We start from the raw sequence: 25,067 nt of genomic DNA, 5'->3' as shown, positions 1-25,067 counted from the left end.
TGTCTGTAAAACGAAAGTATAGCAGCGTGGCGCGCTGATGAAATCTGCGATTCGGGCTAGACGCTGTGCGTATTGCACCGTTTAATAAGCGCCTGTTTAGGATCTGTAGGAGTCTGCTATGAGCTTGGTTCAAGAGTTTCGCCAGTTTGCCATTAAGGGCAATGCCATCGATTTGGCCGTGGGTGTCATTGTTGGTGCGGCCTTTGGCAAGGTGGTGTCTTCGCTCGTCGGGGATATCATCATGCCGCCCATCGGCCTATTGGTCGGCGGTGTCGATTTCGCCGATCTGGCGGTGATTTTAAAAGCCGCTATCGATGACAAGCCTGCGGTGGTGATTAGCTACGGCAAGTTCATCCAGACACTGATCGATTTCATCATTATTGCCTTCTCGGTCATGATGGGGGTGAAGGCTATCAATGCCATGAAGCGCAAGCCTGAGCCTGCGCCTGAGAAGGCCGCCGCGCCCATTCCGCCAGCACCGCAAGAGCAGCTGTTGATGGAAATTCGTGACCTGCTCAAGCACAAGGCATAAGCCATGAGTTTGAGCGAGGAAACCGCGCTGCTGCGAATTAAGCGTATGGAGGCGTCGCTGATTCGTAGCTACTTAACGCACAGCGATGTGCTGCGCCGCGCGGATTATGAGCTGGTGCGTTATGCTCTAGTGCTCGCGCGCTTGCGGGCTTTTAGTCCCGGCGCGGCCGGCACGCGGCTCGCGCATCGACAGGCGCGTGCGGAAGTCACCCTCAATACGTCGCCGGTGGCAACCTTGCGTAAATTATTGCTCGATACGCTTTATGCGCCGCTTCGCGAGCAGCGCAATATATTGCTGCGCTTAAGCCAAGTGCGCCAACACGTTCCGCAAGTGCGCGCCGCCACCGCACAGGCTCGGCGCGAATTGCTCGCCACGCATGCGCACGACTTCAACGCTGCTGAGCTTGATGCCGAGCTGTGTCATAAAGTCTTGGTGCTGGCGCCGGGCGGTGGCGGCGGCTCGGGCTTTGTCTATATTGGTCTGGTGGCGCGGCTGAAAGCGGAAGGCTTGCTGCCCTCATACATTGTTGGCGCATCGATTGGTGCGCTGCTTGGCGGCCTCATGGCGCGTGACGCCGAGCCCGATATTGAGGCCTTGATGGCCTGGGGCAAGGGCTTGCGCGTACGGCAAATTTTTTCGCGGCCAACCACCGCCGGCGTGTTGAGTTTGCCCGGTGCGGTGCGGCTGCATTTACGCGGCATGGACCAAATGCTCTGCCACCCCGATGGCTCGCCGCTGCGTATCAAGGATTTGGCCATCCCCTATGATGCACTAATCGCTGGCGTAAAGCTCTCGGCTTACCGCGATTTGCCGGCGCTTCCGGCGCGTCGTAGTCACATGCTAGGCGCGCCCATGGTGGTAGCTGAGCGCATGCTGCAACTCATTAGCTACTTCAGTCCGCATGTAGCGCAAGGCATTGTCTTAGGTCGCGATGAACGCACGCGTGAGATGCGTGTGGTGGATGCGATTGGCCTGTCGTCGGCTATTCCGGGTGTCTTGCAATATGCGCCCTGGCGTGATGATGTCAAAAGTCTCAGCATCCTGAGTGACTTGCGCAAAACGCATCAGCTTCGTGCCTTTATGGATGGCGGCACGGTGGCCAATGTGCCGGCGCGGGCGGCATGGAAAGGTGTGCAATCCGGCCGCATTGGCACGCGCAATGCATTTTATCTCGCGCTTGACTGTTTTCATCCGCAGTGGAGCGCGGGTCACGCCTGGCTAGTCCCCGTAACGCAGGCCATTCAAGCGCAATTGCCGGCGCAGCGGCCCTATTACGATTGGCTAGTGCGCTTCCAGCCCACGCCCTCGCCAGTGAACTTATTGCCCTCGCCAACGGTCTTCGATAAAGCCTTCCAGTGGGGTTGGGATCAAGCAGAGTCCCTATTGCCGCAATTGCATGAGGCACTGAGGCCATTGCAAGTACCTGATTTTAATTAATATTATGGCGACTTTAAAAATTTGAGTGAACATGTGTTGACTTAAATAAGTTACATGCGTACTCTGAGTGTGTAGATGTTCACTTGGAGACGCAAACATGTCGTCGCAATTTGCCTTACCCTCATTTGTTAGCCGTGTTGTGAAGTCCGTGGTAACGCCCAGCGTTATCGATTTTTGGGCCGCCGAACTCGGTTTCGATAGCCGTGTCGAGCGCACGGTCTGCCGCGTGGTTGCACGCTGGATGGAAACCCCCGACACCGTCACCTTGGTGCTCAAGCCCAATAGCAACTTCGCCGGCTTCCAAGCAGGCCAGCACGTGAATCTGAGCGTTGAGATTGATGGCATTCGCCACACGCGCAGCTATAGCTTTAGCGAAGCCCCAGCGGCCACCGGCCTGCTCGCCATCACCATCAAAAAAGTGCCGAATGGCCGTGTCAGTAACTTCTTGGTTGACCGTGTTGAAATCGGCGATCGCATTGAGCTCGGTCAAGCCTTTGGCGAGATGACCTTCGCGGCTGGCGCGCCTGAAAAAATCGTCATGCTTGCTGCCGGTAGTGGTGTCACGCCATTGATGAGTTTGTTGCGCGAACTCGCGCAGCAGCAGATGCCCAGCGATGTCGTGTTTATGTTTTGGGCGCGCACCCGTACTGATCTGATTTTTGGCGATGAGCTGGTCAGCTTAGCGCGCCAATACCCACAGCTACGCTTAGTGCAAATTTATGAGCATGAAACGCGTTTAGAAGCCGGTGACTTAGTCGGTCGGCCTTGCGCAGAACATTTTGCCGATATCACCGATATGAGCGAGCGCACGGTCTATGCCTGCGGTCCCACCGGCTTTATGAATGCTGTGCAGGGTTTGGTTGCCGATCAAGCGCAAGTGTTTCATGCCGAAGCCTTCACGCCGCCCGTGTTCGTGCCGAGCAGTACCGAGACCGTGCGGGTGTTCTTGAAGAAATCCAATAAGCACGTGGACTTGCCACAAGGCATGCCGCTGCTCGACGCCTTAGAGGCGCAGGGCATCAAGCCAAATTCTGGTTGCCGCATGGGTATTTGCAATACCTGCGCCTGCGGCAAGTCCGGTGGCGTCACACGCAACCTGCTGACCCAAGAACTCGATGTCGATGACACCGCCAGCCTGCGCATTTGTGTGAGCGCAGCCGTTGGTGACCTGACTTTAGATTTGTAATGCCGCGAGCATCTGGAGAATTATCATGAGCAAGAGCCGTCAATTAAGCGCCGCCGAGATCGAAGCCTTTGGTGCCGAGGTCGATGCTATCAAGCAACGCCATTTAGCCGATGTCGGTGAGCGCGATGCCACCTATATTCGCAAGATCGAAAAAGCCGTGCGCTATACCGAAATCGCGGGCCGTGGCCTGCTGATGGCTGGCATTTTCCCGCCTGCCTTTGTCGCCGGTGCAGCACTGCTGGGCATCTCGAAAATTCTCGACAATATGGAGCTCGGCCACAACGTCATGCACGGTCAATATGACTTTATGCAAGACCCGCGCTTTAGTGGTCAGACCTTCGAGTGGGACACCTGGTGCACCGCCGATAACTGGCGCTATAGCCATAACTATATGCATCACACCTACACCAATGTGCTCGGCAAAGACCACGACATTGGCTACGGCGTGCTGCGTATTTTTCCCGAGCAAAAGTGGGAGCCACGCTTCCTCGCCAACCCGGTGATGGCCGTGAGCTTGGCGGTGTTTTTTGAAAACCTGCTGGCCCTGCAAACCTTGGAAACTGAAAAGGTTTTCGCGGGTGAGAAGTCATGGAAAGAATGGTTCAAGCAAGGTAAGTCGACTTTCCGCAAGGCCGCCAAGCAGGCTGGCAAAGACTATGTGTTCTTTCCACTCTTGGCCGGTCCGTTTTTCTTGCCGGTGCTGGCGGGTAACTTTGCTGCCAACATCATGCGTAATCTGTGGACCTTCACAATCATTTTCTGTGGTCATTTCACCGAAGACAGCGAAGTCTTTGCTATCGAGACCTTGGAAAACGAAACCCGTGGGCAATGGTATCTGCGCCAAATGCGCGGCTCAGCCAATCTCACCGGCGGCAAGCTGTTTCACATCTTGAGTGGCAATTTGAGCCATCAGATTGAGCACCATTTATTCCCTGAAGTGCCGGCGCACCGCTATGCCGAAATCTCCGTGGAAATGCGCGAAATCGCTAAGCGCTACGGCCAAAACTACAACAGTGCTTCGCTGTTTAAGCAGTTTGGTACCGTGGCGGGTCGCATCTTGCGTCATGCCTTACCAAGTTCGCCGAAAAAAGCCTTAACGGTGCTTGCTGCTGAGGAAAAACTCAGCTTGGCGAAGGCGGCCTAAGTCATGCGCTTAGCACTGTGGGGCGGCAAGGGCGTGGCACATTTGGCCATGCACTCGGCGGCGGAGATCACTGAGCTGGTCACCGAAATGCACGGCACCATCAAGCGGGTGCCGCTGCCAGTGTCAACGCTCGATAGCCGCCAGGCACGTGCCGCGGCGCCATTTCCCTACAAGCTTATTTCGGGGATATTCCGCCAGCTCGCGCGCGGCATTGGTCTGCTGCCAGTGCATGCCGATCTCACGCATCAGCCGCCCTATGCCTTGCCGATTATTAGTGCGCTGAACGGCGTTTGTGGCGACAAATTAGCGCGCTGGCAAAGCCCCTTGGCACTGCCAATGAGTCTGCGCAATAGCACGGGCGAGGCCATGGCCTGGGGCGATCTCGCCGGCCATCAGGGCAATGCCAAGGTGGCGCTGTATCTGCACGGTCTGTGCATGAGCGAGCGCGAATGGCAAACGCCGACCAAGCACAATAGCGATGCGCTGATGCAGTCGAAAGGTTGGCAAATCGGCCATCTGCGCTACAACAGCGGCCGGGCGATTTGGCAAAATGGCGAAGATTTAGCGAACTGGCTAGAGGCCGCCAATGCCGCCTATCCGGCGCGCGAGATTGTTTTGATCGGTCACAGCATGGGCGGCCTGCTGATGCGCAGTGCCTTTATCCATGCGCAATCGCAGGGTCATACGTGGCTATCACGCGTGAGCAAAGCGGTGTACTTAGCGACGCCACATTTGGGCGCGCCCATGGAGCGCTTGGGCAATCGCGCCAATACCTTACTCGGTCATTCACCCTATACCGCACCGTTTATGCGCTTGGGCAATATCCGCAGCGCGGCCATTAAAGATCTGCGCTATGGTCTGATAACGCAAGCGGAGCATGGCCAAAACAGTGATATGGGCGCGCGTGACCATCGCCTCGCACTCGCGCCTTTGCCCGATGGCATCGCACATTTGGTGGTGGCCGGCAGCATCAATCCCGCCGCTGAAAAAAGCTGGCTAGGTGATGGTCTGGTTCCGCTCTATAGCGGTCTTGGCCAGCATAAAAAGCCGAGCAAAACGCTGGTCGCCGGCAATATTACCCGCCTGTGTTTTGACCACATGGACCACATGGCCATTCTTAGCGATGTGCGTGTCTGGGATGCACTCAGCGATTGGTGGCTGGCGCGTTAAGGCCGAATGCGTTACAACCCTTGGCAGGTCTTTTTGAGTCAATGCCATGGGTTTTTACGACAAGCACATTCTGCCGCACCTAATTAACTGCGCCTGCGGCTTGCCTGCCATGATGGGGCAACGCGCCAAACTGATCCCGCACGCACGCGGTCGCGTACTCGAGTTAGGCATTGGCACGGGCTTAAATTTACCCTTCTATGACCCCGAAAAAGTCACCGGCATTTTTGGCGTTGACCCGGCGGTTGAGATGCATCACAAGGCCCGCGAGCGCGCCGCGGCAAGTCCCATTCCGGTCAAGACTGTAGCGCTGGAGGTGCAGGAAATTGCTGCAGAAACCGACAGCTTCGACACCGCGGTGACGACCTTCACGCTTTGTACCATCCCCGATGCGGTCGCGGCCTTGCGCGAGGTGCGCCGTGTGCTGAAGCCGGGCGGCGAGCTCTTATTTTGCGAGCATGGTTTGGCGCCGGAGGCCTCGGTGCAGGTCTGGCAGCGGCGCATTCAACCGTTTTGGAAGCCGATGGCTGGCGGTTGTCATTTAGATCGTGATATTCCAGCGATTATTGCCGAGGGCGGCTTTCAGATTGTGGAGCTGGAAAAGTGTTATTTGAAAGGCCCGAAGGCCATGACGTATGTCTATCGAGGGCGGGCAGTAGCGGCTTAATGTGCGTTTAGAAAATCATCACAAGGAGCGTGTGATGTCATTAACTCAGTTTCATCAAGCACAAACGGCCAGCGACAAACGCTCGGCCCTGCAGGCGGCCATCGCCAGTGATGCGCGCGTGGTCTGCGACCCGCAGGTGAAGGCATGGTTGGCTATGCGCTGGCGGCAGTTATTTGTGCAAGCGGCCGCGAATGATGCGCAGGTGCTCAAGCGTGTGAAATCGCCGATCGGCTTGCGCCGTGACCAGCGCTCCGCTCGGCAAAAAGTCGCTGAGCGCTTTTTGCTCGACGCCAGCCCCAGTGATTACGATTCCGACTGCCTGCCTGCGCCCACGCGTGCGCCGCGTGCCACCTTGATGTTCTGCCCTGGGTTTATCAATGGCTTGCTGCCTGTGCATGGATTTGGCGATGCCTTTCCGGCCTTGGTCGCCGAAGGCTGGCATATCGTCTCCGCCGATGCTCATCCGGTGCGTTCTTGTGAGGCCAATGTCGCCGATTTGCAGCGCACCATTAGCGAGGGCTATGGCTATTGGCCCACGCCGGATACTCCCGCGCGCACCGGCGAGATGCAGCACGACATCATTTTGTTTGGCTACAGCAAGGGTGGGCCGGACATGCTCAGCCTATTGGCGGCGCATCCGGAATTAAAGCCGCGCATCAAGGCAGTATTTACGTGGGCGGGTGCCAACGGCGGCTCGTTCACCGCCGACAAAATTTATCAGCTCATTAAGGACTTGCCGATCAATGTGGTGAGTCAGCGCCTGCATGACTTTCTCCGACTACTCATGCCGGGCATGAGGCGCGATGGCCGTCTGCGCCGGCTTGAGGAGTACGACATGATTGGCGGCGTGAAGAGCTTGACGACGACCGATCGTGAAGCTTTTTTGGCGACGCAGAGCGCTAAGATCGATGCGCTGGATATTCCGCTGTTTTGTCTAACGGCGGCGACCAAGCTGCTCGAAGTGCCGACCATTCAGATGGCGGATTGGTTGGCACTCAGCAAGCATTGCGCCAATAACGACATGCAGGTCACGCAAGCGCAAGCCAGCCTTGAGTTGCCCATGGCAACGTCTTTGGCGGTCTTACATGGTCATCATTGGGATGTGTCTTACCCGCCATTTCCGCGGCATCTGCGTATTGGCTCGCCGAACTTAGACCATCCATTTCCCCGACAAGCCGCGGTGATGGCGATTGGTCAGCTGTGTGTTGAGCTGGGGCTGGCCTGAGCTCATGCATTAAGCCATGAGCGCAGGCCGTTGGGATTAGGCCAGCATGCCGCGCAACATGAAGAAAATCATCGCCGCCATGAAGGCCGTCGCCGGCACGGTGATCACCCAAGCCGAGACAATGCGCAAGATCTGCGAGCGCTTCACGAGCTCTTTGCGATAGACCTTTTTCAAGTCCTTGCGCTCGCCTTTGGAGAAGTGCGCGGGGTCTTCGTTGGCTTTCGATAAAGACTTGAGCTCACGCAACATAATGCCTTTTTGCGCAATATCGGCATGACTAAAGCGCAGTAAAAAGGCGTCGATGGCTTGTTGGTCATCCTCGGGGTGGTGCGCCTTAATTTCCACCACCATGCGGTCGTAGTTGTGCTTTAAGTATTCGCGCAGAAAGCCCACACCAAAGACACCGCCGACAGCGATGTGCGTGGAGCTCACCGGCAAGCCGAGTTGGCTAGCAATAATGACCGTGATGGTGGCGGCCATGGCAATGCAATAGGCACGCATTTGGTCGAGTTCGGTGATTTCAGTGCCAATGGTGCGAATCACTTTTGGGCCAAATAAGGCCAAACCAATGGCAATGCCGAGTGCACCAATACACATCACCCACAGAGGAATAGCGGCTGAGGCGCCAAATTGGCCGGGATGCGCGGTATAGACATCAACAATAGCGGCGAGTGGGCCAATGGCGTTGGCGACGTCGTTGGAACCGTGGGCAAAACTGAGCAGCGCGGCAGCAAAAATCAGTGGCACAGTAAACAGGCTATTGACGCCTTGTTTACCTTCCAGCAACTGATGGTGAGGCTGCTTTAAGCGCCAGCGTACAAACACAAACACCACGATGGCAGACACCAAGCCGACAACGAGTGCATGCATTAGTGACACTTTAATCAGTTGTTTCAGGCCCTTTTGCATGAGGTAGACACTAAACACCAAGGCCATGGCGGCGACCAGCCAAGGCACAACGCGCCGAGCGGCAGTCATCATGTCGGTTTTATAGGTGATGCTGTGTTTGATCAGAAACAAAAAGCCGGCAGCGATCACACCACCTAGTACAGGTGAAACCAGCCAGCTCGCGGCGATACCGCCCATGGTGCCCCAATCGACAATGTCAGGGCCGGCAGCGGCCATGCCACCGCCGAGCACGGCGCCAACAATCGAGTGCGTAGTTGAGACTGGCGCGCCAATGGCCGTGGCCAAGTTTAACCACAACGCGCCGGCAATCAGCGCCGCCATCATGATCCAAACAAAGGTGTCGGTGTCGGGGATTAAGTTCGGATCGATGATGCCGTTGCGAATGGTGCCCACCACCTCGCCGCCGGCAATAATGGCGCCGGCCGCTTCAAAAACAGCGGCAATTACTAAAGCGCTGCCTAAGGTCAGGGCGCGCGAGCCGACAGCGGGACCAACATTATTGGCAACATCATTGGCGCCAATATTCATCGCCATGTAACCGCCGACCATGGCGGCCATAACCAGCATGATGCTGACCTCGCCAACACTCTGGCTGGCGGCGTAGAGCATCACGCCCAAAATAAATAGCAGACCTATCCCTAGGCGAACTTGCTCTGCGCGGCCTTTATGCATCGCGCGTTCCATGCCCTCGATATGTTTGAGTTCCATGGTTTCAGCCTTATATGACATTCAGTGGGCAAAATTATGACAGAAGTCGACCCAAGATTGCGCGGTTGTCTAACGCGTTCCGCTCAGGTACAACCGCTATTCATCTAAATTGTTGCCGGAGCTGCGCATGTCATACACAACCCTTAGCTACGAGGTCAGCGAGCATATCCTCACGCTCACGCTCAACCGCCCCGATGCGCTCAACAGCTTCACGGTGACCATGGCCAATGAGCTCGTCGACGCCTTTGGTCGCGCCAGCGAAGACGATGACGTGCGCGCAATCGTTGTGACCGGCGCGGGCAAAGCCTTTTGTGCGGGCATGGATTTGTCGGTACCGGGCAATGTTTTTGGCCTCGACGAGTCGCTGCAACCCAGCCTCGACGACATGCACACCGGCCTCGATGATCCCGCTATTTTCGATGGCGTGCGCGATACCGGCGGCCGCGTGACGCTGGCTATTTATGACTGCAAGAAGCCGGTGATTGGCGCCATCAATGGCGCGGCCGTGGGCATTGGCGCGACCATGACGCTGGCGATGGACATTCGCTTAGCTTCTGAGAAGGCGCGCATTGGCTTTGTTTTTGGCAAAATTGGCGTTGTGCCTGAGGCCTGCTCAAGCTGGTTTTTGCCGCGCATTGTCGGTATTCAGCAGGCGCTGGAGTGGGTTTATACCGGCGATATTCTGAATGCCGAACAAGCCCTTGCTGGCAAGCTGGTGCGCTCAGTGCATGCGCCCGATGAACTGCTGCCCGCGGCCCTGGAGCTCGCGCGCAAATTCAGTCAGCACAAGTCGCCGGTGGCCGTGGCCTTTGCACGTCAGATGATGTATCGCAATGCCGCCCAGCCGCACCCGATTGAGGCGCATCGCGTGGACTCCTTGGCGATGTTCTACACCAGCCTGGAAGATGGCAAAGAGGGCGTTCGCTCATTTTTAGAAAAACGCGAACCTGCCTACACCAGCCGCGCCAGCAAGATGCCGGCGTTTTATCCGTGGTGGAAATAAGCAGCGCAAGCCGCTATCGGCGACGCTGACTGGGTTGGTCGCGACGTACCTGATCGGCTGCACGCGCAGGTTTGTCGCGGCGAGGCCCGCGTGGCGGAGGCGCTTTACGCAGCGGCTCGGGCTTGGCATTGGGGTCGGGCTCAAAGCCCGGCACCACTACGCGGTTGAGTTTTTGCTTGATGGTGCGCTCAATATCAGCAAGCAGCTTCAATTCATCGACACAGACTAGCGATACCGCCTCACCACCCGCACCCGCACGGCCTGTGCGACCAATGCGATGGACATAATCCTCAGGCACTTGCGGCAGCTCATAGTTCACCACGTGCGGCAGCGCATCGATATCAATGCCGCGCGCAGCAATATCGGTCGCCACCAACACGCGCAGACGGTTGGCCTTAAATTCACGCAGCGCTTTTTCGCGCGCCGACTGACTCTTATTGCCGTGGATGGCCATGGCCGGAATGCCATGCTTATCGAGCTGTTCGGCAAGGCGGTTGGCGCCATGCTTGGTGCGCGTGAACACCAGCACCTGCGACCATTCGCCATCGCGAATGAGCTTCTCTAAAAGCTGACGCTTGGCCTCGCGGTCGACCGGGTAAATGGTCTGCTCGATGCGCTCCACCGTGGTGTTGCGCGGTGTCACTTCGACTGTGGCTGGGTCTTTCAGCAGGCTGCTGGCGAGTGCGCGAATTTCATCGGCAAACGTCGCTGAAAACAATAAGTTTTGGCGCTGCTTGGGCAGTATCGCCAGCACTCGGCGAATGTCGCGGATAAAACCCATGTCGAGCATGCGGTCGGCTTCATCCAAGACGAACAGTTCAATGCCGCCGAGATCGAGTGTGCCCTGGCCGACATGGTCGAGCAGGCGGCCGGGCGTGGCCACGAGAATATCAATCTTGCCGCGCAGTTTAGTGACCTGCGGCTGCATACCGACGCCACCAAACATCACCATTGAATTTAGCGCGAGGTTTTTGCCGTAGGCGCTCACATTTTCTTCAACCTGTGCGGCGAGTTCGCGAGTGGGCGTGAGAATCAAGGCGCGCGGGCGATGGCGCGTGCTTGGATGCGCGGCGTGACGCGAGCTGAGCAATTGCAGCATGGGCAGCGTAAAGCCCGCGGTTTTACCGGTGCCGGTTTGCGCGGCAGCCAGTAAGTCACGGCCGGCCAGCACCACCGGAATGGCATCGCGCTGAATTGGCGTTGGCGTGGTATAGCCCACGGCGTCAAGGGCGGCCAGCAGTTCAGGCATCAGGCCCAGATCGGCAAAAGACATAGCAGTCACTCTAAAAATAGGCGCGCATCATAGCGCATCTGGCAGGCGACCTGAGGTTGGTGGCTAAATTAAGCCGGCGCGACGGGCATGGTCACGGTAAATCGACTGCCGTGCTCGGCATCTTTCGCATAGCGAATGCTGCAGCTCATTTGCTCCAATAAGCCCTTGCAAATGGCTAGCCCTAAGCCGCTACCGCCAAGATGTTTACTGTCGCTGCCGTGGCCAGTGTTGAAGGGTTTGAAGAGATCGGCCAGGGCCTCATCCGGTACGCCTTCGCCCGCATCGGTGAGGTTTAAGATAATTTGCTTGTTCTCAAACAGGCTGACAGCAATTTTCACGGTGGTTTGAGTGGGCGAAAATTTCAGCGCATTGTCGATCAGATGACTAAACACTTGGCCTAAGCGCTCCGCATCGACCAAGACACTTAGGCTGGGCGCGAAAGCATTGACCTCAAAATCAATGCCTTTCTCACTCGCCGATTTGAGCTTTTTCGCCAGCGCGCGTTGCAGCACCGGCAGCAGTGGCGTTTTCAGCAGCACCACATCCATATTGCTGTCAGCGAGGCTATTCACGGTGAGCAAATTATCAATGAGCTTGGTGAGCCGTGCGGTGTTGCGTTGAGCCATCGCCAGTAACTCACGGCTATCTTCGCGCAGGTCACTAAGTCGCGTGTCGGCGAGCATAGCAAGCGAGCCAGAAATCGCAGTAATGGGTGTGCGCAGCTCATGACTAATGACCGAGAGCAGCTCTTCGCGCAGGCGCTCGCTGCGCTTGAGCGCGGAGATATCGCGGATGATGCCAACGTAGTCCGCGCCAATATCAACCTGACCATGAGGCAGCGACGAAATCATTAACGTAATATCAAAGACTTCGCCCGATTTGCGCTGACCTTTGAGATCCAATGGCCGGCCAAATAAGTCGGGACGTTTATCGCCAGACTCGCGTTTTAGATAGCTGTCGTGGCGGCTACGAAAAGGCTCTGGCATGAGCATGGAGATATTGTGGCCAAGTAGCTCGTCTTCCGCATAACCAAACATCGCCTGACCCGCCGGGTTAGCGCGGGAGATGGTGCCGAGCTTATTGATAATAATGATGCAGTCATCGACATGGCTTAAGACATGGTCGAGAAGGTTTTCTTTATTACGAGCAATGCGCTCAATGGGCATGGCGTGTGACCGCTTTCATAGTGCATCCATTCTCTTATAGTACCTGCGGGCGGTGTGTTGTTTAACTGTCGCCAAACTAGCATGGAATGTAGTCAGGGGCGCTTGCCATAAACTGTCAAAATTTTGGCCATAGTTACAAATAAGTAGTTTATGCTGCTGTGCGAGTTTGCTATGTTACAAAATTGTTTTATTTGCGCGCTTAACCGACACAAAGCGCATAAACTGATATGCCACCACCAAGTTCCTAATTAAAAGAATAATAGTCCCATGCGAGCACTCATTTTTGGCTTATTGGCGGGCATTAGCCTAGCGGCACTCTGGTATTTCCTAGCGCCTCAGGCCGTGTCGTCCAGTGCTTCTCCAGCCTCTGAGCCCGTTAAAGCAATGACTCAGGTGTCACCAGGTGGCGCGGAGGCCGCCGACTTCAGTTGGCAAATTCGGACAGGAAAAATCAGCGGTCCTGAGCAAATTGAGCTGCCCGCTGGGGAGTCTGTGTCCTTCTCGGTCAGCAGTGATGACGCCGATGAAATTCATTTACACGGCTATGAGCAAGTGCTCATGGTGCCTGCCAACGGCGAATCAATACTCACGCTAACGTTGGAGCATAGCGGCCGCTTTGAGCTGGAGTCACATCGTCTGCATCGCGTTTTAAGCGTGCTGATAGTGGAGCCGCGCTAATGATTTTGATTAGTGGTTGTTCATCCGGGATTGGCAAGGCCTTGGCCTTGGCGTTGCATGCGCGCGGGGCTGCGGTCTGTGCTACTGCACGCCGCTTAAACACGATAGATGATCTGGCACAACAAGGTTTAATGACGTTGGCCTTAGACGTCAATGACAGCGCATCGATTGCTGCCGCGATGGACACGCTTGATGCTCGTGGCGTGCATTTGAGTATGCTCGTTAATAACGCCGGCTACGGACTCATGGGGCCATTGGCCGATATTAGTGCAGCAAATTTACAGCAGCAATTTCAGACCAATGTGCTGGGCCTGCTGGCGCTCACGCAGGCGGTGATTCCGCGCCTAGCGGCCCGCCGAAGTGGCTTAATTGTTAATATTGGCAGTGTCTCCGGCGTCTTGACTACGCCGTTTGCCGGGGCGTATTGCGCAACCAAAGCAGCCGTCCATGCGCTTTCCGATGCGCTGCGTATGGAACTCGCACCATTGGGTATTCGTGTGATGACCGTGCAGCCGGGCGCCATTGCCTCAGCCTTTGGTGATACCGCCAGCAACACCGTGCAAATCAGTGACAACTCGCTGTTTGCGCCGCTCGCCGAGGCCATCGCCAAGCGCGCAAATGCCTCACAGCAACGCGCCACGCCAGCTAGGGTGTTTGCCGAGCAATTGGCCAGCGCCATGTTGGCGACTAAACCACCGTCGCTGCTGCGCATTGGCACCGGTAGCCGCGCGCTGCCGTGGGTCGCGCGCTGGCTGCCGAGGCCGCTACGCGATGGCCTGCTCAGCAAACTCTTTTCGCTGTCTAAATTAAAACAATAAGAGGCTCAAGCCCATGACACACAACCCATCGATTAAGCCTGGTTTTGCCGCCTGCGCATTGCTAGCACTAGCCAGCACGCTGGCTGCCTGTGGCGGCGGCAGCAGTGGGGGTTCATCAGCAACCGCGGCAGCGCAAGAGCGCAAACCGCCTACCACACGCTTTGCCATGGCCAATAATTGCTTTGTTATGCAGTCGGCAGAAAACAACGGTTTCGCCACGCGCTCCAACACGGGCCGCTACAGCTTCGCGTCATTGTCGGCGGCCAACGCCGAGCGCTTCTACATGAAGCCAACAGCGCTTGGCGAGTACCTGATTCAGGCCAAAAACAGCAGCTTATTGAGCAATGGTGGCAGCGCCGTGACCAGTGCTTCGCAGCCCAGTAATGCCACGGTCTGGACTGTCGATATGCCGCGTGCCGGCATCTTCACACTAAGCAATAGCGACACCTCGGTGCGTATGCAACGCAGTGCGCAAGATGCACTGACATTAGCCTCTAGCCAAGGCCCGGCCAGCGAGTTCCGCTTTGTGCCAGCTGAAGATTGCACGGCGTATCCGGAAATCAGTACCGATAGCGTCGGTGAGACCTATGTCGGGCGTGGCATCGACAAGCCGGTCGTGGGTTTTGCTGAAGTTCACACGCATATGGCCATGGGCCACGAGATGTCTGATGGCAAAACCACGGTTGGCCCATCGGCCGGCGGCGTGCTGTATGGCCAAATGTTCCATCGTTTTGGTGTGCCACATGCAATCGAAGACTGCGCTGACTGGCATGGCCCCAATGGCATTCGCGATCCCGAGGCCTTGGTGCTCGACATGACGCCATTGACCACGCACGACACGCAGGGCTGGCCGACGTTTATTGACTGGCCGCAGTTTGATTCACAGCTGCACCAAGCCATGTATTACAAATGGGTGGAGCGCGCTTGGAAAGCCGGTTTGCGCATCATGGTTAGCGAGGGCACAAATATTGCCGCGCTCTGCGAAATCGGCCGTTTGGCGGTGCTGCGGCCAACGGCTGAGTGCAACGACATGCGCTTAGGTATTGCGCAGGTGAAGTATCTGTTCCAGCTGCAAAACTATATTGATGCGCAAGAGGGCGGCCCAGGCATGGGGTGGTTTCGCATCGTGCGCAGTCCGCAAGAAGCGCGCCGCGTCATTAACGATGGCAAGTTAGCGGTCGTGGCCGGGCTCGAGTTCGCCAATGTGTTTAACTGCGATGTGCGTTTTTCACCACTAAATTTGCTCGGTGAGACACGCGGTTGCACGCGCGAAAGCATCGATCGCCAAATCGACGAAGTCTGGGACTTGGGCGTGCGCGAGATTTTCCCCTATCACGACATCAATAGCGCGCTTGGCGGCACTGGCCTGTTTCAAGAGATCCTCAATATCGTTGGTTTCTATGGCACGACTGGCTTTTGGGAAACCTACGACTGCCCCGATGGCGGCGAAGGTGACAGTTATTTCTACAATGCCGGCTTTAAAGCCACGCTGTCACCTCCCGGTCTCGGCAATGACCCACTCACCAGCCTCGTGCTTGGCTTAACCAATGGCCGTTTGCCGATCTACCCAACTGACCGTCGCCTCTGTAATACCCGCGGCATGACCGACTTGGGCGAGTACGTCATGGAGCGCTTGATGGCCAAGGGCTTCATCATTGATATCGACCATGCTGAGCTCTCGGTGAAAGGCAAAATGTTGGAAATTGCTAATGCGCAAACACCAAGCTACCCGCTCATCTCCGCGCATGGTGCGCAAGGCGGCTTGAGCCTGCAGCAAGCCAAAGACCTGCTTAATGGCGGCGGCCTGATTTATCCCTTCAAGCCCAATGGCAAAGGCCATGTGGAGTTTCTTGAAAAAATCAAACCGATTTGGCCCGCTAGCCGAGGCCAGATTCCACTTGGCTACGGTATGGACGCGAATGGCATCGCCGATCGTGCGCCGCCGCGAGGCGCGGGTAGCGAGCCGGTGACCTATCCCTTCACGCTGTTTAGTGGGCCAGATTGGGGCGCGCAATTTGCGGGCATTAAGCCAGTGCAATTTAATCTGCAAACGCATCCGGAGAGCGGTAAAACTTGGCCAATCGATGAGGTCGGCACCGCGCATTACGGCATGGTCGCTGATTATGTGGAGGAGATTCGTCTAGAGGGTGGCAAAGAGGCGCTGGATGCGCTGTACCACTCGGCTGAGGCGTATATCCAAATGTGGGAGCAGGTGCTAGACCGCTAATGCGCGTTGTTGTCGCGCTGCTTGCGCTCATGCCGTCATTGGCATGGGCGCATTCCTTTGGTCGTCAATACAACCTGCCGGTGCCGCTTTGGCTTTATGTCTATGGCGGTGCGGCGGCATTGGCGCTGTCGTTTTTTCTGGCCGCGTTTATGTTGCGCGGCGAGCAGCATCTCGCCCTGAGTCGTCGTTATCGGCTTTATCGAAAAAAGCCCTCGCGTCAGGTCGTCGCGCGCTCATTGAGCGTCATGGTGTTGCTGCTGACGATCGCCACCGGTTTATTTGGCAACCGTGATCCGTATGTCAACTTCAGCATGACCTTTTTTTGGATCGTGTTTTTGCTGGGTTTTGCCTATGTCTGCACGCTGTTTGGCGATCGTTATCGCGACATTAATCCTTTTGTCACGCTCGCCAAGCTGGTGATGCCGTCGCGATGGCAGCGTGGTCTGCGGCGCTACCCCCGCGGGCTGAATTATTGGCCTGCATTTGTGGCGTATTTGGGGCTGATTTGGGTCGAGCTGTTTACTCACAACACACCCATGAGCCTCGGCCAAATGCTCGCCGCCTACACGCTCTATACCGTGCTGGCCATGTGGCTATTTGGTGTGCGCTCATGGGCGCGCCACGGTGAGCTATTTTCCGTGATGTTTCGCCTCATGGCCCTGATGTCGCCGCTGCATAACGGTCGTCGCCAACTCAGCTGGCAGGCGCCATTTTCCGGGATGTTACGTGAGCAGCCACGGCATCTGGCGCTGCTATTTTTCGTCTTATTTTTGCTCTCAGCCACGGCCTTTGATGGCCTGCGGGCGACCAGCTGGTGGGTGTCGCTGTTTTGGCATGATCGTACGGGCTGGCTGACGGCCTGGATGGGCAGCGCGCCGATTTACAATTTTGTCACATTGCGGCCGTATTACTTTGCTTTTGAGAGCGCGGTGCTGCTGCTTTCGCCGTTTATCTACGGGGTATTTTATTGGCTAAGCATGGCCTTGGCGAAGGGGCTGACCGGCAGTGCATTGAGTACGCGGGAGCTGTGTTTGCGCTTTGCCTACAGCCTGCTGCCGATTGCCTTGGTCTATAACATCACGCACTACTACACGCTGATTTTCACGCAGGGTGTGAAGATCGTGAGCATGCTTTCTGACCCGTTTGGTTGGGGCTGGAATGTGTTTGGCAGTGCTGGGCTGTGGCGTGCACCGATCATTCCCGATGTGGCGGTGGTCTGGCACACGCAGGTGGGCTTGATTGTGCTGGGGCATGTGATCAGCGTGTATATCGGCCATCGCATTGCCTTGCGCAGCTTTGCCACCGCGCGTCAGGCCACGCTCAGTCAGTTGCCCTTGCTGGTGCTGATGATGGCGTTTACGGCGTCTGGGCTGTGGATTTTGGCACAGCCCATTGGGGCGCGTTAGCTGCTAGCCTCTGCGCCATCGACCTTGGCGATTTGCAGCACGCCCGAGCGAATATGCAGGTCGCGTTGCGGGAAGGGGATTTCGATGTTGCGTGTCGTGAGCTCCGTTTCGAGTGCCCACAAATACAGCGCTTGCGTGCGTGCTGGGGTTTTCACCAACTGCTCATTGACCCAAATAACCAGCTCAAAGTTTAGGCTATTGTCGCCAAAGCCAACTAGCCAGACATCACTCTTGTGTGTGGCATTGCTCACCGTGCCGTCAACCGTTTCAGCCGCTGCAAGACCAGCTTCACGCACCAGGTCTTTATCGCAGCCATAAGCCACACCAAAGGGTACATGGACGCGGCGGCTGTCGGTATCGAAGGTCCAGTTGGTGACTCGGCCATTGATGAATTCGGAGTTCGGCACAATGACATCGACCGAATCATTGGTGGTGACCCGCGTGTATCGGATGTTTATTTCACTAACGCGACCGACCACGCCCGATTGCAGGTCAACAAAGTCGCCCACTTTCAAGGTTTGCTCGAGCAGCAGCACGATGCCGGAAATAAAGTTGCTGAAAATATTTTGCAGACCGAAACCAATGCCGACACCAATAGCACCGCCGATTAAAGCGAAGTGCGAGAGATTGATGCCCAGGTAGTCGAGGCCCATAAAGGCAACCAGCGCCCACACGGTGTAACGCATGATGCGCGATAGCGCATAGACGCCAGACTTGCTGAGCGTGACGCTGCGCCCTGGTTTGGCTAAGCGTTGCAAGGCACGATCAATGAGTGACACCACGACACCGGCAAGCACCAAGAAGCCAATGACAGCAATGAGGCGACCGATGGAGATATCGGTTTGACCAACGCTAACTAAGGGGTGAGTGAGGAGTGAACCGGCGTGATCGAGCCATTCGGAGAAATTCATGCGGTGCCTGTATGAGCGTTTTTGATTACACTCGATAATACAAGTCTGACCCACCGTGTAAACCCAAACCCTGATATTGAGAGGCATTAATGGACGAGCTAAGCACTCGCCTCATGGCACGTTTGCATGAGGCATTTTCGGTCGATGAGCTGAGTAAAACGGCTATCGATGGCTTAATCAATCTATCGGCCGCACTCGCGGTATTTGGCGCGTTTTATCTGCTCTGGCGGCTTTTGCGAGCGGCGCTCAATAGCGCTTTTCAGCGCAGTGGTGCCGATGCCACGACCGTGTCATTTATGCAGACATTGCTGAAGTATGGCGTCTTGGCCATTGGCTTAATTAGCGCGCTCGATAGCGCTGGCATTCAAACCGGCGCGGTCATTGCCTCATTGGGTATTGCCGGTTTGACCATCGGTTTTGCCGCTAAAGATGCGCTGTCGAATTTGATTTCGGGCATTCTGATTTTCATCGATAGACCGTTTGTGATCGGTGATTTGGTTGAGGTCGATGGCCAGTACGGTCGCGTAGAGCGCATCACGCTACGCTCCACGCGAATCATCACCCGAGATGGCAAAATGCTGGCGGTGCCAAACACCGAAGTGATTAATCAGACGGTGGCTAGCTACACGAATTTCCCGCATTTGCGCATCGATATTGCTGTCACGGTTGGCGTGGAAGAGAGCCTAGAGCGCGTGCGTGGCCTGCTGCTCGGTTTGGTGCACGAAAGCAAAGAGTTTATGACTGAGCCGGCACCGCGCGTGGTAGTCACCGCGCTCAATGACTACAATTTAGCCCTAGAGCTGCAGGTGTGGATCTTCAACGAGCGTGAACATGTGGAGCTGCGTTTTGCGCTGCGTGAGCGTATTTTTGAAACGCTGCGTGAGGCGGGCGTCGATATGCCCTATGAGACCTTGCAGCTATTGGCGCCCACACCGAGCGCCACGACCGAGCATTAAGCGCCATCAAGCGCGTGGTTGGGCTCGATTTCCAGTAAGCGGTCATTGGGCTCAATGACCGCGCGCTCATCTTCCCAAAAGCCAATGCGCTCGCCGTCACGATGCACGCGCACCACCAGGTTAGGACCTAGCTCGCGCATGCGCTTGCCAATTTCATCTGGGCGAACGGCGCGCTCAATGAGCCGCACACGGCCATCGGATTGCATCAAGTCATTGATGTAGTCGGCAACAAACGTGGAGTCCACCGAGTCGGCCATCAAGTAGCCGCCAACAATCGACGGCGCAACAATCGCATCGGCGCCGGCTTGGCGGATGATCTTGATGTTTTCTTCCTCATTGACCGAGGCGATGATGCGCACGTCGGCATTAAGATGCCGCGTGGTGAGCACCGTTAGCACGGCCGCGTCATCACGGCCTAGGCAAATCAGCACAGCCTTGGCGTTATCGACACCGGCATCGCGCAGAATCTCCTCGCTGGTGGCGTCGCCAAGGAGGCCAATATGTCCGTGCTCGGCAGCCCGTTTCAGATGTTCTGCATGCTGGTCAATGATCAGTACCTGGCCCATCGGTGTGCCGCGCGACAGAGCTTCACGGGCAGCACTTTCGCCGCTGTGGCCATAGCCGCAAATGATCACGTGATCACGCAGGGATTTTTGTAGTCGTGTCATGCGGCGAGTCTCCAACCAGCGTTGCAGCACCAGCTCATAGGCGGTGCCCAAGAAAATAAACCAGATAAATAAACGTAGCGGGGTGACCAAAATCGTATCAACGATGCGTGCGCGATCACTGACCGGCACAATGTCGCCATAACCCACGGTGGTAATGGTGACGGCCGTGAAGTAGGCAATATCGCTGAAACTGACATGGCCATCGATTTGATCGCGCAGACCGTCGCGGTCTATCCAAAAGATCAGCAACACGAGGCTAATAAGCCCAACAATCAGACCAATACGGCGCAGCAATACTTGCTCTGGCGAGTGCTCCGATTTAACAAACAAGCGCTTGCGCAATTTTTGCGTGCGGCCTGGTGGTTTCATCATCATGAGGCGCCGCCATGCTGGCTGGGATTGCCGGTGTCCAGATTGACGCCGACACCGGCCTCGCCATCAAGCAGGCCATCGTCGTTGTTGCGTGGCGCTACGCGATAAAGAATGGCGGGGCGCTGAATATTCGCCTCAGCAAAGCCGCGCACGATGCGCTCGGTAACGTCGGATTCGAGCAGCTTTTCATTGCGCACATCCATGACATAGACCTTGGTGCGAATGCGCAACGCAAAATACTGCTCATGCACGACCTCATTGACCAAAACCGCCCAGGGCTTATCTAAAAATGCATACGGGCTGGTGGTAATGGCTTCACGAGCAATGCGCTTGGCCAGCGCTAAGTCCTGATCGATGGCAATATAGAAATCGAGCTGGATGAGCATATTGAGCTCGCCGGCATTGCCGCTGGAGACGCTGTCGTTGAGGAATTTATTGTTGGGGATGGTGATGAGGTTGTCATCGAGCGTAACCAGTCGCACCGAGCGCAGGCCAATGGCGACGATTTCGCCATAATAGCCATCGAAGCTAACGCGATCGCCGACCTGAAAGGGTTTGTCGATAAGCAGCGTGATGCCGGCAATAATCGATGCCGCCAAGTCTTTAAAGGCAAAGCCCACGGTCACCGCAATAGTGCCGCCAAGTGCGAGCAGCATCTCATCGGAGAGCACAAACACCACTGGCACAATGGCGGCGATGGTGCCGATATAAATGACAAAGCGCAGGATGGTGGCGAGCTGGTTGATGGCCAAGCGCCGATCCACCATGCGGTCGCCAAGCTGCTCACTGACCTTACGTAAAACCTGCACCATGGCCCAGGCAATGGCGATGATTAGGATTGCCGTGGGTAAGCTGCCGGGACGGATAAATTGTAAAATTTGCGTGGCGTCATTCATCGCTTAAGCCTCATACCACGAGTAATTTTTTACGTTGCAAATAGCGCAACACGGCCCGGTTCCAATGCGTCGAGACTCGGTAGCGTTGGGCATTGCCGACGGTTAGGAAGCCGCGCTGATGCAGTAAGTACAAGGCGCGCTCACATTCGCTGAGTGGGAACCCGAGCGACACCGAGGCTTCAGTCGCCGTGAGATTTTCATGCTGCACTAAACACGCCAAGACATAGTGCGTGCGGGTGGCAAAGTCTTCCAATGCACCGACTGGCGGCATTGGGAACAGGTGCACCTCAACGCGCCGCTCGCCTGTCCAGGTTAATGATAACCGGAAAAAGTGCAGCGCTAAGCGCGGGTTGCCATCGGCATAATCCCAGACCAGGCGGTGATAACGATCGGCAATACGTTCGGCCTCGACTTCGCTATTGAGCGACGCGGGGCTTGGCGCGAGCGCATCATTGCTCAGCAGGCTGTCATAGTCGGCGGTAAAGTCGGCGCTCGCCATGCGCGAGTCGATAAGCTCGCCGATGCGTTGATCTGACCAAGGCGACAACACCAAATGCTGGTCATATACATCGCGATTGGGGTGAATGCGCTGAAGGTACTCATAGGGCCAGGAGGCGAAAGCGACCAGCCACAGCACGCGCCCGACGGTGGCCTGGGCAATGGCAACAAAGACATCGTAACCAGCAAGACCGCCCACCGTTCGCAACATCAGGTTTTGCCCTAAATCGAGCAGCACCACTTGCGGGCGCTGAGCGTGTAATTGCGCAATAATTTCCTTTGGCTCTGTGGTCTCGCCAATGCCCAGCACGCGACACAGCAGACGGCAGACGCTGTCGGCATCGTAGACGCGCTCTTCAAGGCTTTCGTAGGTGCACGACATGTCGCTGGGCAAATGCCGCTGCATGGCCATCAGCCACGTCGTTTTGCCTGCGCCGCGATCGCCGGTGAGCGCGATTAAGGCGCCATGGCCACCGTCATAGAGCGCATTGGCCTGCTTTACAATGGCATCGAGTTTGGGGAAGTGGTCAATGCTCAGTGTAACGTCGGCGGGCTCTTCGCTGAGCGCCTCTGTGAGCGCATCGGGTAGCGCGGTTGGCTCAACGGCATCGGCTTGCTTACGCGATTGACGCTCAAGCTGGCGACGAAATAGATACGCTAATGCCTTGCGCGTTTGTTCAAAGCCTAGTGCTAGATCGGTGACCCATGTCCATAAGCCACGCGCAGCAACAATGACAAAAGCCGCTGCCGCCAACACCAGGCCATAACTGTGGCCTTTGCTTTTATGCACCATATCGGCCAAGCGGCCATCGGGCGAGTAGCTCAAGTACGCCTGCGTCACCTCAATGCGCCAGGCGCGAATTAAGCGCCATGCCACCACCACCGCACCAAATGTGGCGACGTCTTCGGCGATCCCATACAGCGCGCCGCGACCGAGCAGTGCCTGCGCAAAAATCAAATAGATACTGACCACTAGGGCCCAGCGCGCCACCCATCGCAGCGAGCGCAAAATCTTGCTGTTTAGCTCCGGCGTCACCGAGCGGTAGCGCGAAATGGCGGTGAGGAAAACCCGATGAATCAGTGCCAACGCGAGCGCATAAAAGCCGTAGGCATAGGCAAGTTTGCGTAAAACCGCCACTTCTGTGATCGATTGCGCGGGCGCATAAAGCCAGTCAAACACGATATAAATGCAGAGCAGCAGCATCAGCTCGCGAGACATAGCCGTTAGCGTCAACATGGCGCGATCGAGACGCAGTCGCAGGTTTTTCGGCTGGACATGGTTCGAAAGCCATTGGCGTGCTTTGCCAATCCAATCACGACTGCGGCGGCGCGCCCACACACCAAGCGCCAAAATGAACACGAGCTGTAAAAGACCAACACCAAACTTGCCGGCCGTAAACACATTTTGCAGCAATGACATCAGGCCTTGAGCGTCATGCGTTCGTTGCAACGGGTACCAACGCACCATCAGACGCACATGCGCGATTTCATCAGCCACACGAGACATGCCTTGCGCATTAAAGCCGGTGACTTCGGCGCGCTTGTTTGGGCTGAGTTGGCTGAGCAAAATCACCCGTTGTGACTGCAGCGTTTTTAAGCCCGTCATTTTTTCGCGCGCGTCTTCATAGCGTTCTTGGCGCTCACGCTCGCGCAGCGCTTGGGTTTCTTGGCTAATGCGCAGGCGAAGTTGTAGCAAACGCGCAACACGTTCGCCATGCGCCGCAAAGCGCGCATCATTCAGCGAAAGAGGCTCCTCGAGAAGTGGCACTTGGCTGGCGTTATCGAGCTGATTGAGGGCATCGGCTGCGCCTACCCGCAGCTGGTCTAAGTCGCCACGAATACTATTGTAGAGCTCATCGGCCTGTGCGCTGGGCAGCGGTGTTTGTTGTGACACCGCGGCATAGCGGGCAAATAGTGCACGGCGTTCATTGAGGTTAGCCTGGTTGCTGTCGGCCCATTGTTGGCGCAGGGTGCTGAGCTCGCTGAGCTGCGCGAGCAAGCGGGCCTCTTCGGTTGCCAATACACGTTCGCTGTCGTTACGCGCGGCGGTTGCCGCTGCGAGGGCGTTATCACGCGCCAATTCGCTGCGCGCCATTGCTGCCGCTGCCGCGGCTTGTTCGGCGACCAGTGCTTCTTGGGTGCGCTTCAGGCGATCTTGCTCAATGAGTGCGCTGCGGCGCTCAGCCGGCAGCTGCAGAAAGCTCAGCCGCAGACGATCACGCTCGCGCCGAATCAGTACAAATTGATCCGCCTGGGCAATGGGTGCGGCCATTCCGGCATCGGCGTTGTCGTCTTGCTCAGAGTCGGCTTTAGCATCTTGCTTATCTTTTGCCGTGTTGGCGGCTTTTAGCGCCGCGTCAGGCTCAGCGTTTAAGCGCGACTCAAGCGCAGATATGCGCTGCGCGACAGCTTGGGGATTATTGAGGTCAATTTCAAAAAGCGCTGGCAGTGAGGCGTTTTGCGGTAGCTGACCGACTAGCAGGGCTTGAAGATCAGCAATTTCAGCCTGCAAATGTGTGCGTGTCACATCTTGTGCGCTAGGCACGGCGTCTTCACGGGTTGCTGCGTTGTCGTCGGCTCGTAGCGGCGTGATCAAGAATGTCAGCATCAATACGGCGATTTGTGACCAGCTTGCCTTAATCGTCAACACGCACCTCAATGGTTCTTATTTTAAAAGTGAAGCTGTGCAATACCCTGATTAGCGACACTAGCGGGGCAGCGATCATTAGGCAACAAAAAACCCGCAGAGCGTGTCGCCGTGCGGGTTCTCGGTTTTGCATTTGGTGGAGATGGCGGGGATCGAACCCGCGTCCGTCAGCACTCTACCCTCGGTTCTACATGCTTAGTCTTCTCTATTGATTTAACTCAGCGCGGCCCGAGAGACAGGGTACGACAAGCGATCCACTGGGTTTTAGCATCATGACGCGCGGCAAGTCATGTAGCGATCCGATATTTTTTGCGCTGACCGCCCCCGCATATCGGCATGCAAGTTGAGTCATAAGCCGGATTTAGGCGGCTAGTGCGTAGTTTTCGTCGTTTGCGACTATTTGTTTGAGAAGTTGATTTAGGAGAGGCCACTCACTCTCCGCATGCCCCTGCAGGTTTCATAACCGGCGTCGAAGCCATGTCATCCCCAAAGCAATTCCACTATACGCGCAGTCGTGGCGCTTGTCATTTACTTGCGCGGTCTCTGTGGCTCGATTATTGTCGGTTGTTACAT

Annotated in this window: 20 protein-coding genes and 1 other RNA gene; 13 read left to right on the top strand and 8 right to left on the bottom strand. The window is 56.4% G+C overall.

What is annotated here, in order from left to right; translation table 11 throughout:
* Positions 1-118 precede the first annotated feature (118 nt).
* The 7 genes from mscL (at position 119) to DFR26_RS00360 (ending at position 7,358) form a co-directional block, all read left to right on the top strand.
* A complete protein-coding gene (gene mscL / locus DFR26_RS00390) occupies positions 119-532 on the top strand; it encodes a large-conductance mechanosensitive channel protein MscL (RefSeq protein ID WP_116206976.1) in 414 nt (137 codons plus the stop codon).
* A gap of 3 nt (positions 533-535) precedes the next feature.
* Complete coding sequence (locus tag DFR26_RS00385; protein WP_116206975.1) at positions 536-1,969, top strand: patatin-like phospholipase family protein; 1,434 nt, start codon at positions 536-538, stop codon at positions 1,967-1,969.
* 97 nt (positions 1,970-2,066) lie between these two features.
* Entirely contained in the window at positions 2,067-3,155 is a 1,089-nt protein-coding gene (locus DFR26_RS00380) for a ferredoxin reductase (RefSeq protein ID WP_116206974.1), read from the top strand.
* 25 nt (positions 3,156-3,180) lie between these two features.
* Positions 3,181-4,299: a fatty acid desaturase family protein gene (locus DFR26_RS00375; RefSeq protein WP_116206973.1), complete on the top strand. Its 1,119-nt coding sequence runs from the start codon at positions 3,181-3,183 to the stop codon at positions 4,297-4,299.
* Positions 4,300-4,302: 3 nt separating this feature from the next.
* Positions 4,303-5,469, top strand: coding sequence for a lipase family alpha/beta hydrolase (locus DFR26_RS00370; protein ID WP_116206972.1), 1,167 nt, complete (start codon positions 4,303-4,305; stop codon positions 5,467-5,469).
* A 46-nt stretch (positions 5,470-5,515) separates the two neighbouring features.
* Positions 5,516-6,133, top strand: a complete 618-nt coding sequence (locus tag DFR26_RS00365) for a class I SAM-dependent methyltransferase (RefSeq protein ID WP_116206971.1) — start codon at positions 5,516-5,518, stop codon at positions 6,131-6,133.
* Between the two features lie 34 nt (positions 6,134-6,167).
* Positions 6,168-7,358, top strand: a complete 1,191-nt coding sequence (locus tag DFR26_RS00360) for a hypothetical protein (protein WP_116206970.1) — start codon at positions 6,168-6,170, stop codon at positions 7,356-7,358.
* A gap of 36 nt (positions 7,359-7,394) precedes the next feature.
* Here the strand turns inward: DFR26_RS00360 and DFR26_RS00355 are convergent, their stop codons facing one another.
* Complete coding sequence (locus DFR26_RS00355) at positions 7,395-8,975, bottom strand: inorganic phosphate transporter (protein WP_116207598.1); 1,581 nt, start codon at positions 8,973-8,975, stop codon at positions 7,395-7,397.
* A gap of 127 nt (positions 8,976-9,102) precedes the next feature.
* On the opposite strand from DFR26_RS00355, the gene DFR26_RS00350 reads away from it, so the two are divergent.
* Entirely contained in the window at positions 9,103-9,978 is an 876-nt protein-coding gene (locus DFR26_RS00350; RefSeq protein WP_116206969.1) for a crotonase/enoyl-CoA hydratase family protein, read from the top strand.
* 13 nt (positions 9,979-9,991) lie between these two features.
* On the opposite strand, the gene DFR26_RS00345 is transcribed toward DFR26_RS00350, so the two are convergent.
* A complete protein-coding gene (locus DFR26_RS00345; RefSeq protein WP_116206968.1) occupies positions 9,992-11,251 on the bottom strand; it encodes a DEAD/DEAH box helicase in 1,260 nt (419 codons plus the stop codon).
* 68 nt (positions 11,252-11,319) lie between these two features.
* On the bottom strand, positions 11,320-12,417 hold the full coding sequence (locus tag DFR26_RS00340; protein ID WP_116206967.1) for a PAS domain-containing sensor histidine kinase: 1,098 nt from the start codon (positions 12,415-12,417) through the stop codon (positions 11,320-11,322).
* A 267-nt stretch (positions 12,418-12,684) separates the two neighbouring features.
* Here DFR26_RS00340 and DFR26_RS00335 point away from each other — a divergent pair, with 267 nt between their 5' ends.
* The 4 genes from DFR26_RS00335 to DFR26_RS00320 are packed head-to-tail and all read left to right on the top strand — an operon-like array spanning position 12,685 to position 17,546.
* Positions 12,685-13,095, top strand: a complete 411-nt coding sequence (locus tag DFR26_RS00335; protein WP_116206966.1) for a hypothetical protein — start codon at positions 12,685-12,687, stop codon at positions 13,093-13,095.
* Positions 13,095-13,913, top strand: a complete 819-nt coding sequence (locus tag DFR26_RS00330) for an SDR family oxidoreductase (RefSeq protein WP_116206965.1) — start codon at positions 13,095-13,097, stop codon at positions 13,911-13,913. The genes DFR26_RS00335 and DFR26_RS00330 overlap by 1 nt, the downstream gene beginning before the upstream one ends.
* A gap of 13 nt (positions 13,914-13,926) precedes the next feature.
* On the top strand, positions 13,927-16,140 hold the full coding sequence (locus DFR26_RS00325) for a peptidase M19 (protein ID WP_116206964.1): 2,214 nt from the start codon (positions 13,927-13,929) through the stop codon (positions 16,138-16,140).
* Positions 16,140-17,546, top strand: a complete 1,407-nt coding sequence (locus DFR26_RS00320) for a hypothetical protein (RefSeq protein ID WP_116206963.1) — start codon at positions 16,140-16,142, stop codon at positions 17,544-17,546. Before DFR26_RS00325 ends, DFR26_RS00320 begins: the two co-directional genes overlap by 1 nt.
* Here the strand turns inward: DFR26_RS00320 and DFR26_RS00315 are convergent.
* Complete coding sequence (locus DFR26_RS00315; protein ID WP_116206962.1) at positions 17,543-18,457, bottom strand: mechanosensitive ion channel family protein; 915 nt, start codon at positions 18,455-18,457, stop codon at positions 17,543-17,545. The two genes, DFR26_RS00320 and DFR26_RS00315, sit on opposite strands and share 4 nt — an antisense overlap.
* Before the next feature lie 89 nt (positions 18,458-18,546).
* On the opposite strand from DFR26_RS00315, the gene DFR26_RS00310 reads away from it, so the two are divergent.
* The gene (locus tag DFR26_RS00310; protein ID WP_116206961.1) at positions 18,547-19,413 is read left to right on the top strand and encodes a mechanosensitive ion channel family protein; all 867 of its coding nucleotides are present in this window, start codon (positions 18,547-18,549) and stop codon (positions 19,411-19,413) included.
* Here the strand turns inward: DFR26_RS00310 and DFR26_RS00305 are convergent.
* From DFR26_RS00305 to ssrA, 4 genes are all read right to left on the bottom strand, one after another.
* Positions 19,410-20,456: a potassium channel family protein gene (locus DFR26_RS00305; RefSeq protein WP_220375669.1), complete on the bottom strand. Its 1,047-nt coding sequence runs from the start codon at positions 20,454-20,456 to the stop codon at positions 19,410-19,412. The genes DFR26_RS00310 and DFR26_RS00305 overlap by 4 nt on opposite strands.
* Positions 20,453-21,349 (bottom strand): mechanosensitive ion channel family protein, encoded by an 897-nt coding sequence (locus DFR26_RS00300; protein ID WP_116206960.1) that lies wholly within the window; start codon positions 21,347-21,349, stop codon positions 20,453-20,455. The genes DFR26_RS00305 and DFR26_RS00300 overlap by 4 nt, the downstream gene beginning before the upstream one ends.
* A gap of 10 nt (positions 21,350-21,359) precedes the next feature.
* Positions 21,360-24,494 (bottom strand): hypothetical protein, encoded by a 3,135-nt coding sequence (locus DFR26_RS00295; protein WP_147300246.1) that lies wholly within the window; start codon positions 24,492-24,494, stop codon positions 21,360-21,362.
* A gap of 134 nt (positions 24,495-24,628) precedes the next feature.
* Positions 24,629-24,982: a transfer-messenger RNA gene (gene ssrA, locus DFR26_RS00290) on the bottom strand.
* Positions 24,983-25,067 lie beyond the last annotated feature (85 nt).

Origin of the sequence: Paraperlucidibaca baekdonensis, from assembly GCF_003387535.1 — a bacterium.
Classification (GTDB): domain Bacteria; phylum Pseudomonadota; class Gammaproteobacteria; order Pseudomonadales; family Moraxellaceae; genus Perlucidibaca; species Perlucidibaca baekdonensis.
This window is presented reverse-complemented; position numbering and strand designations above follow the sequence as displayed.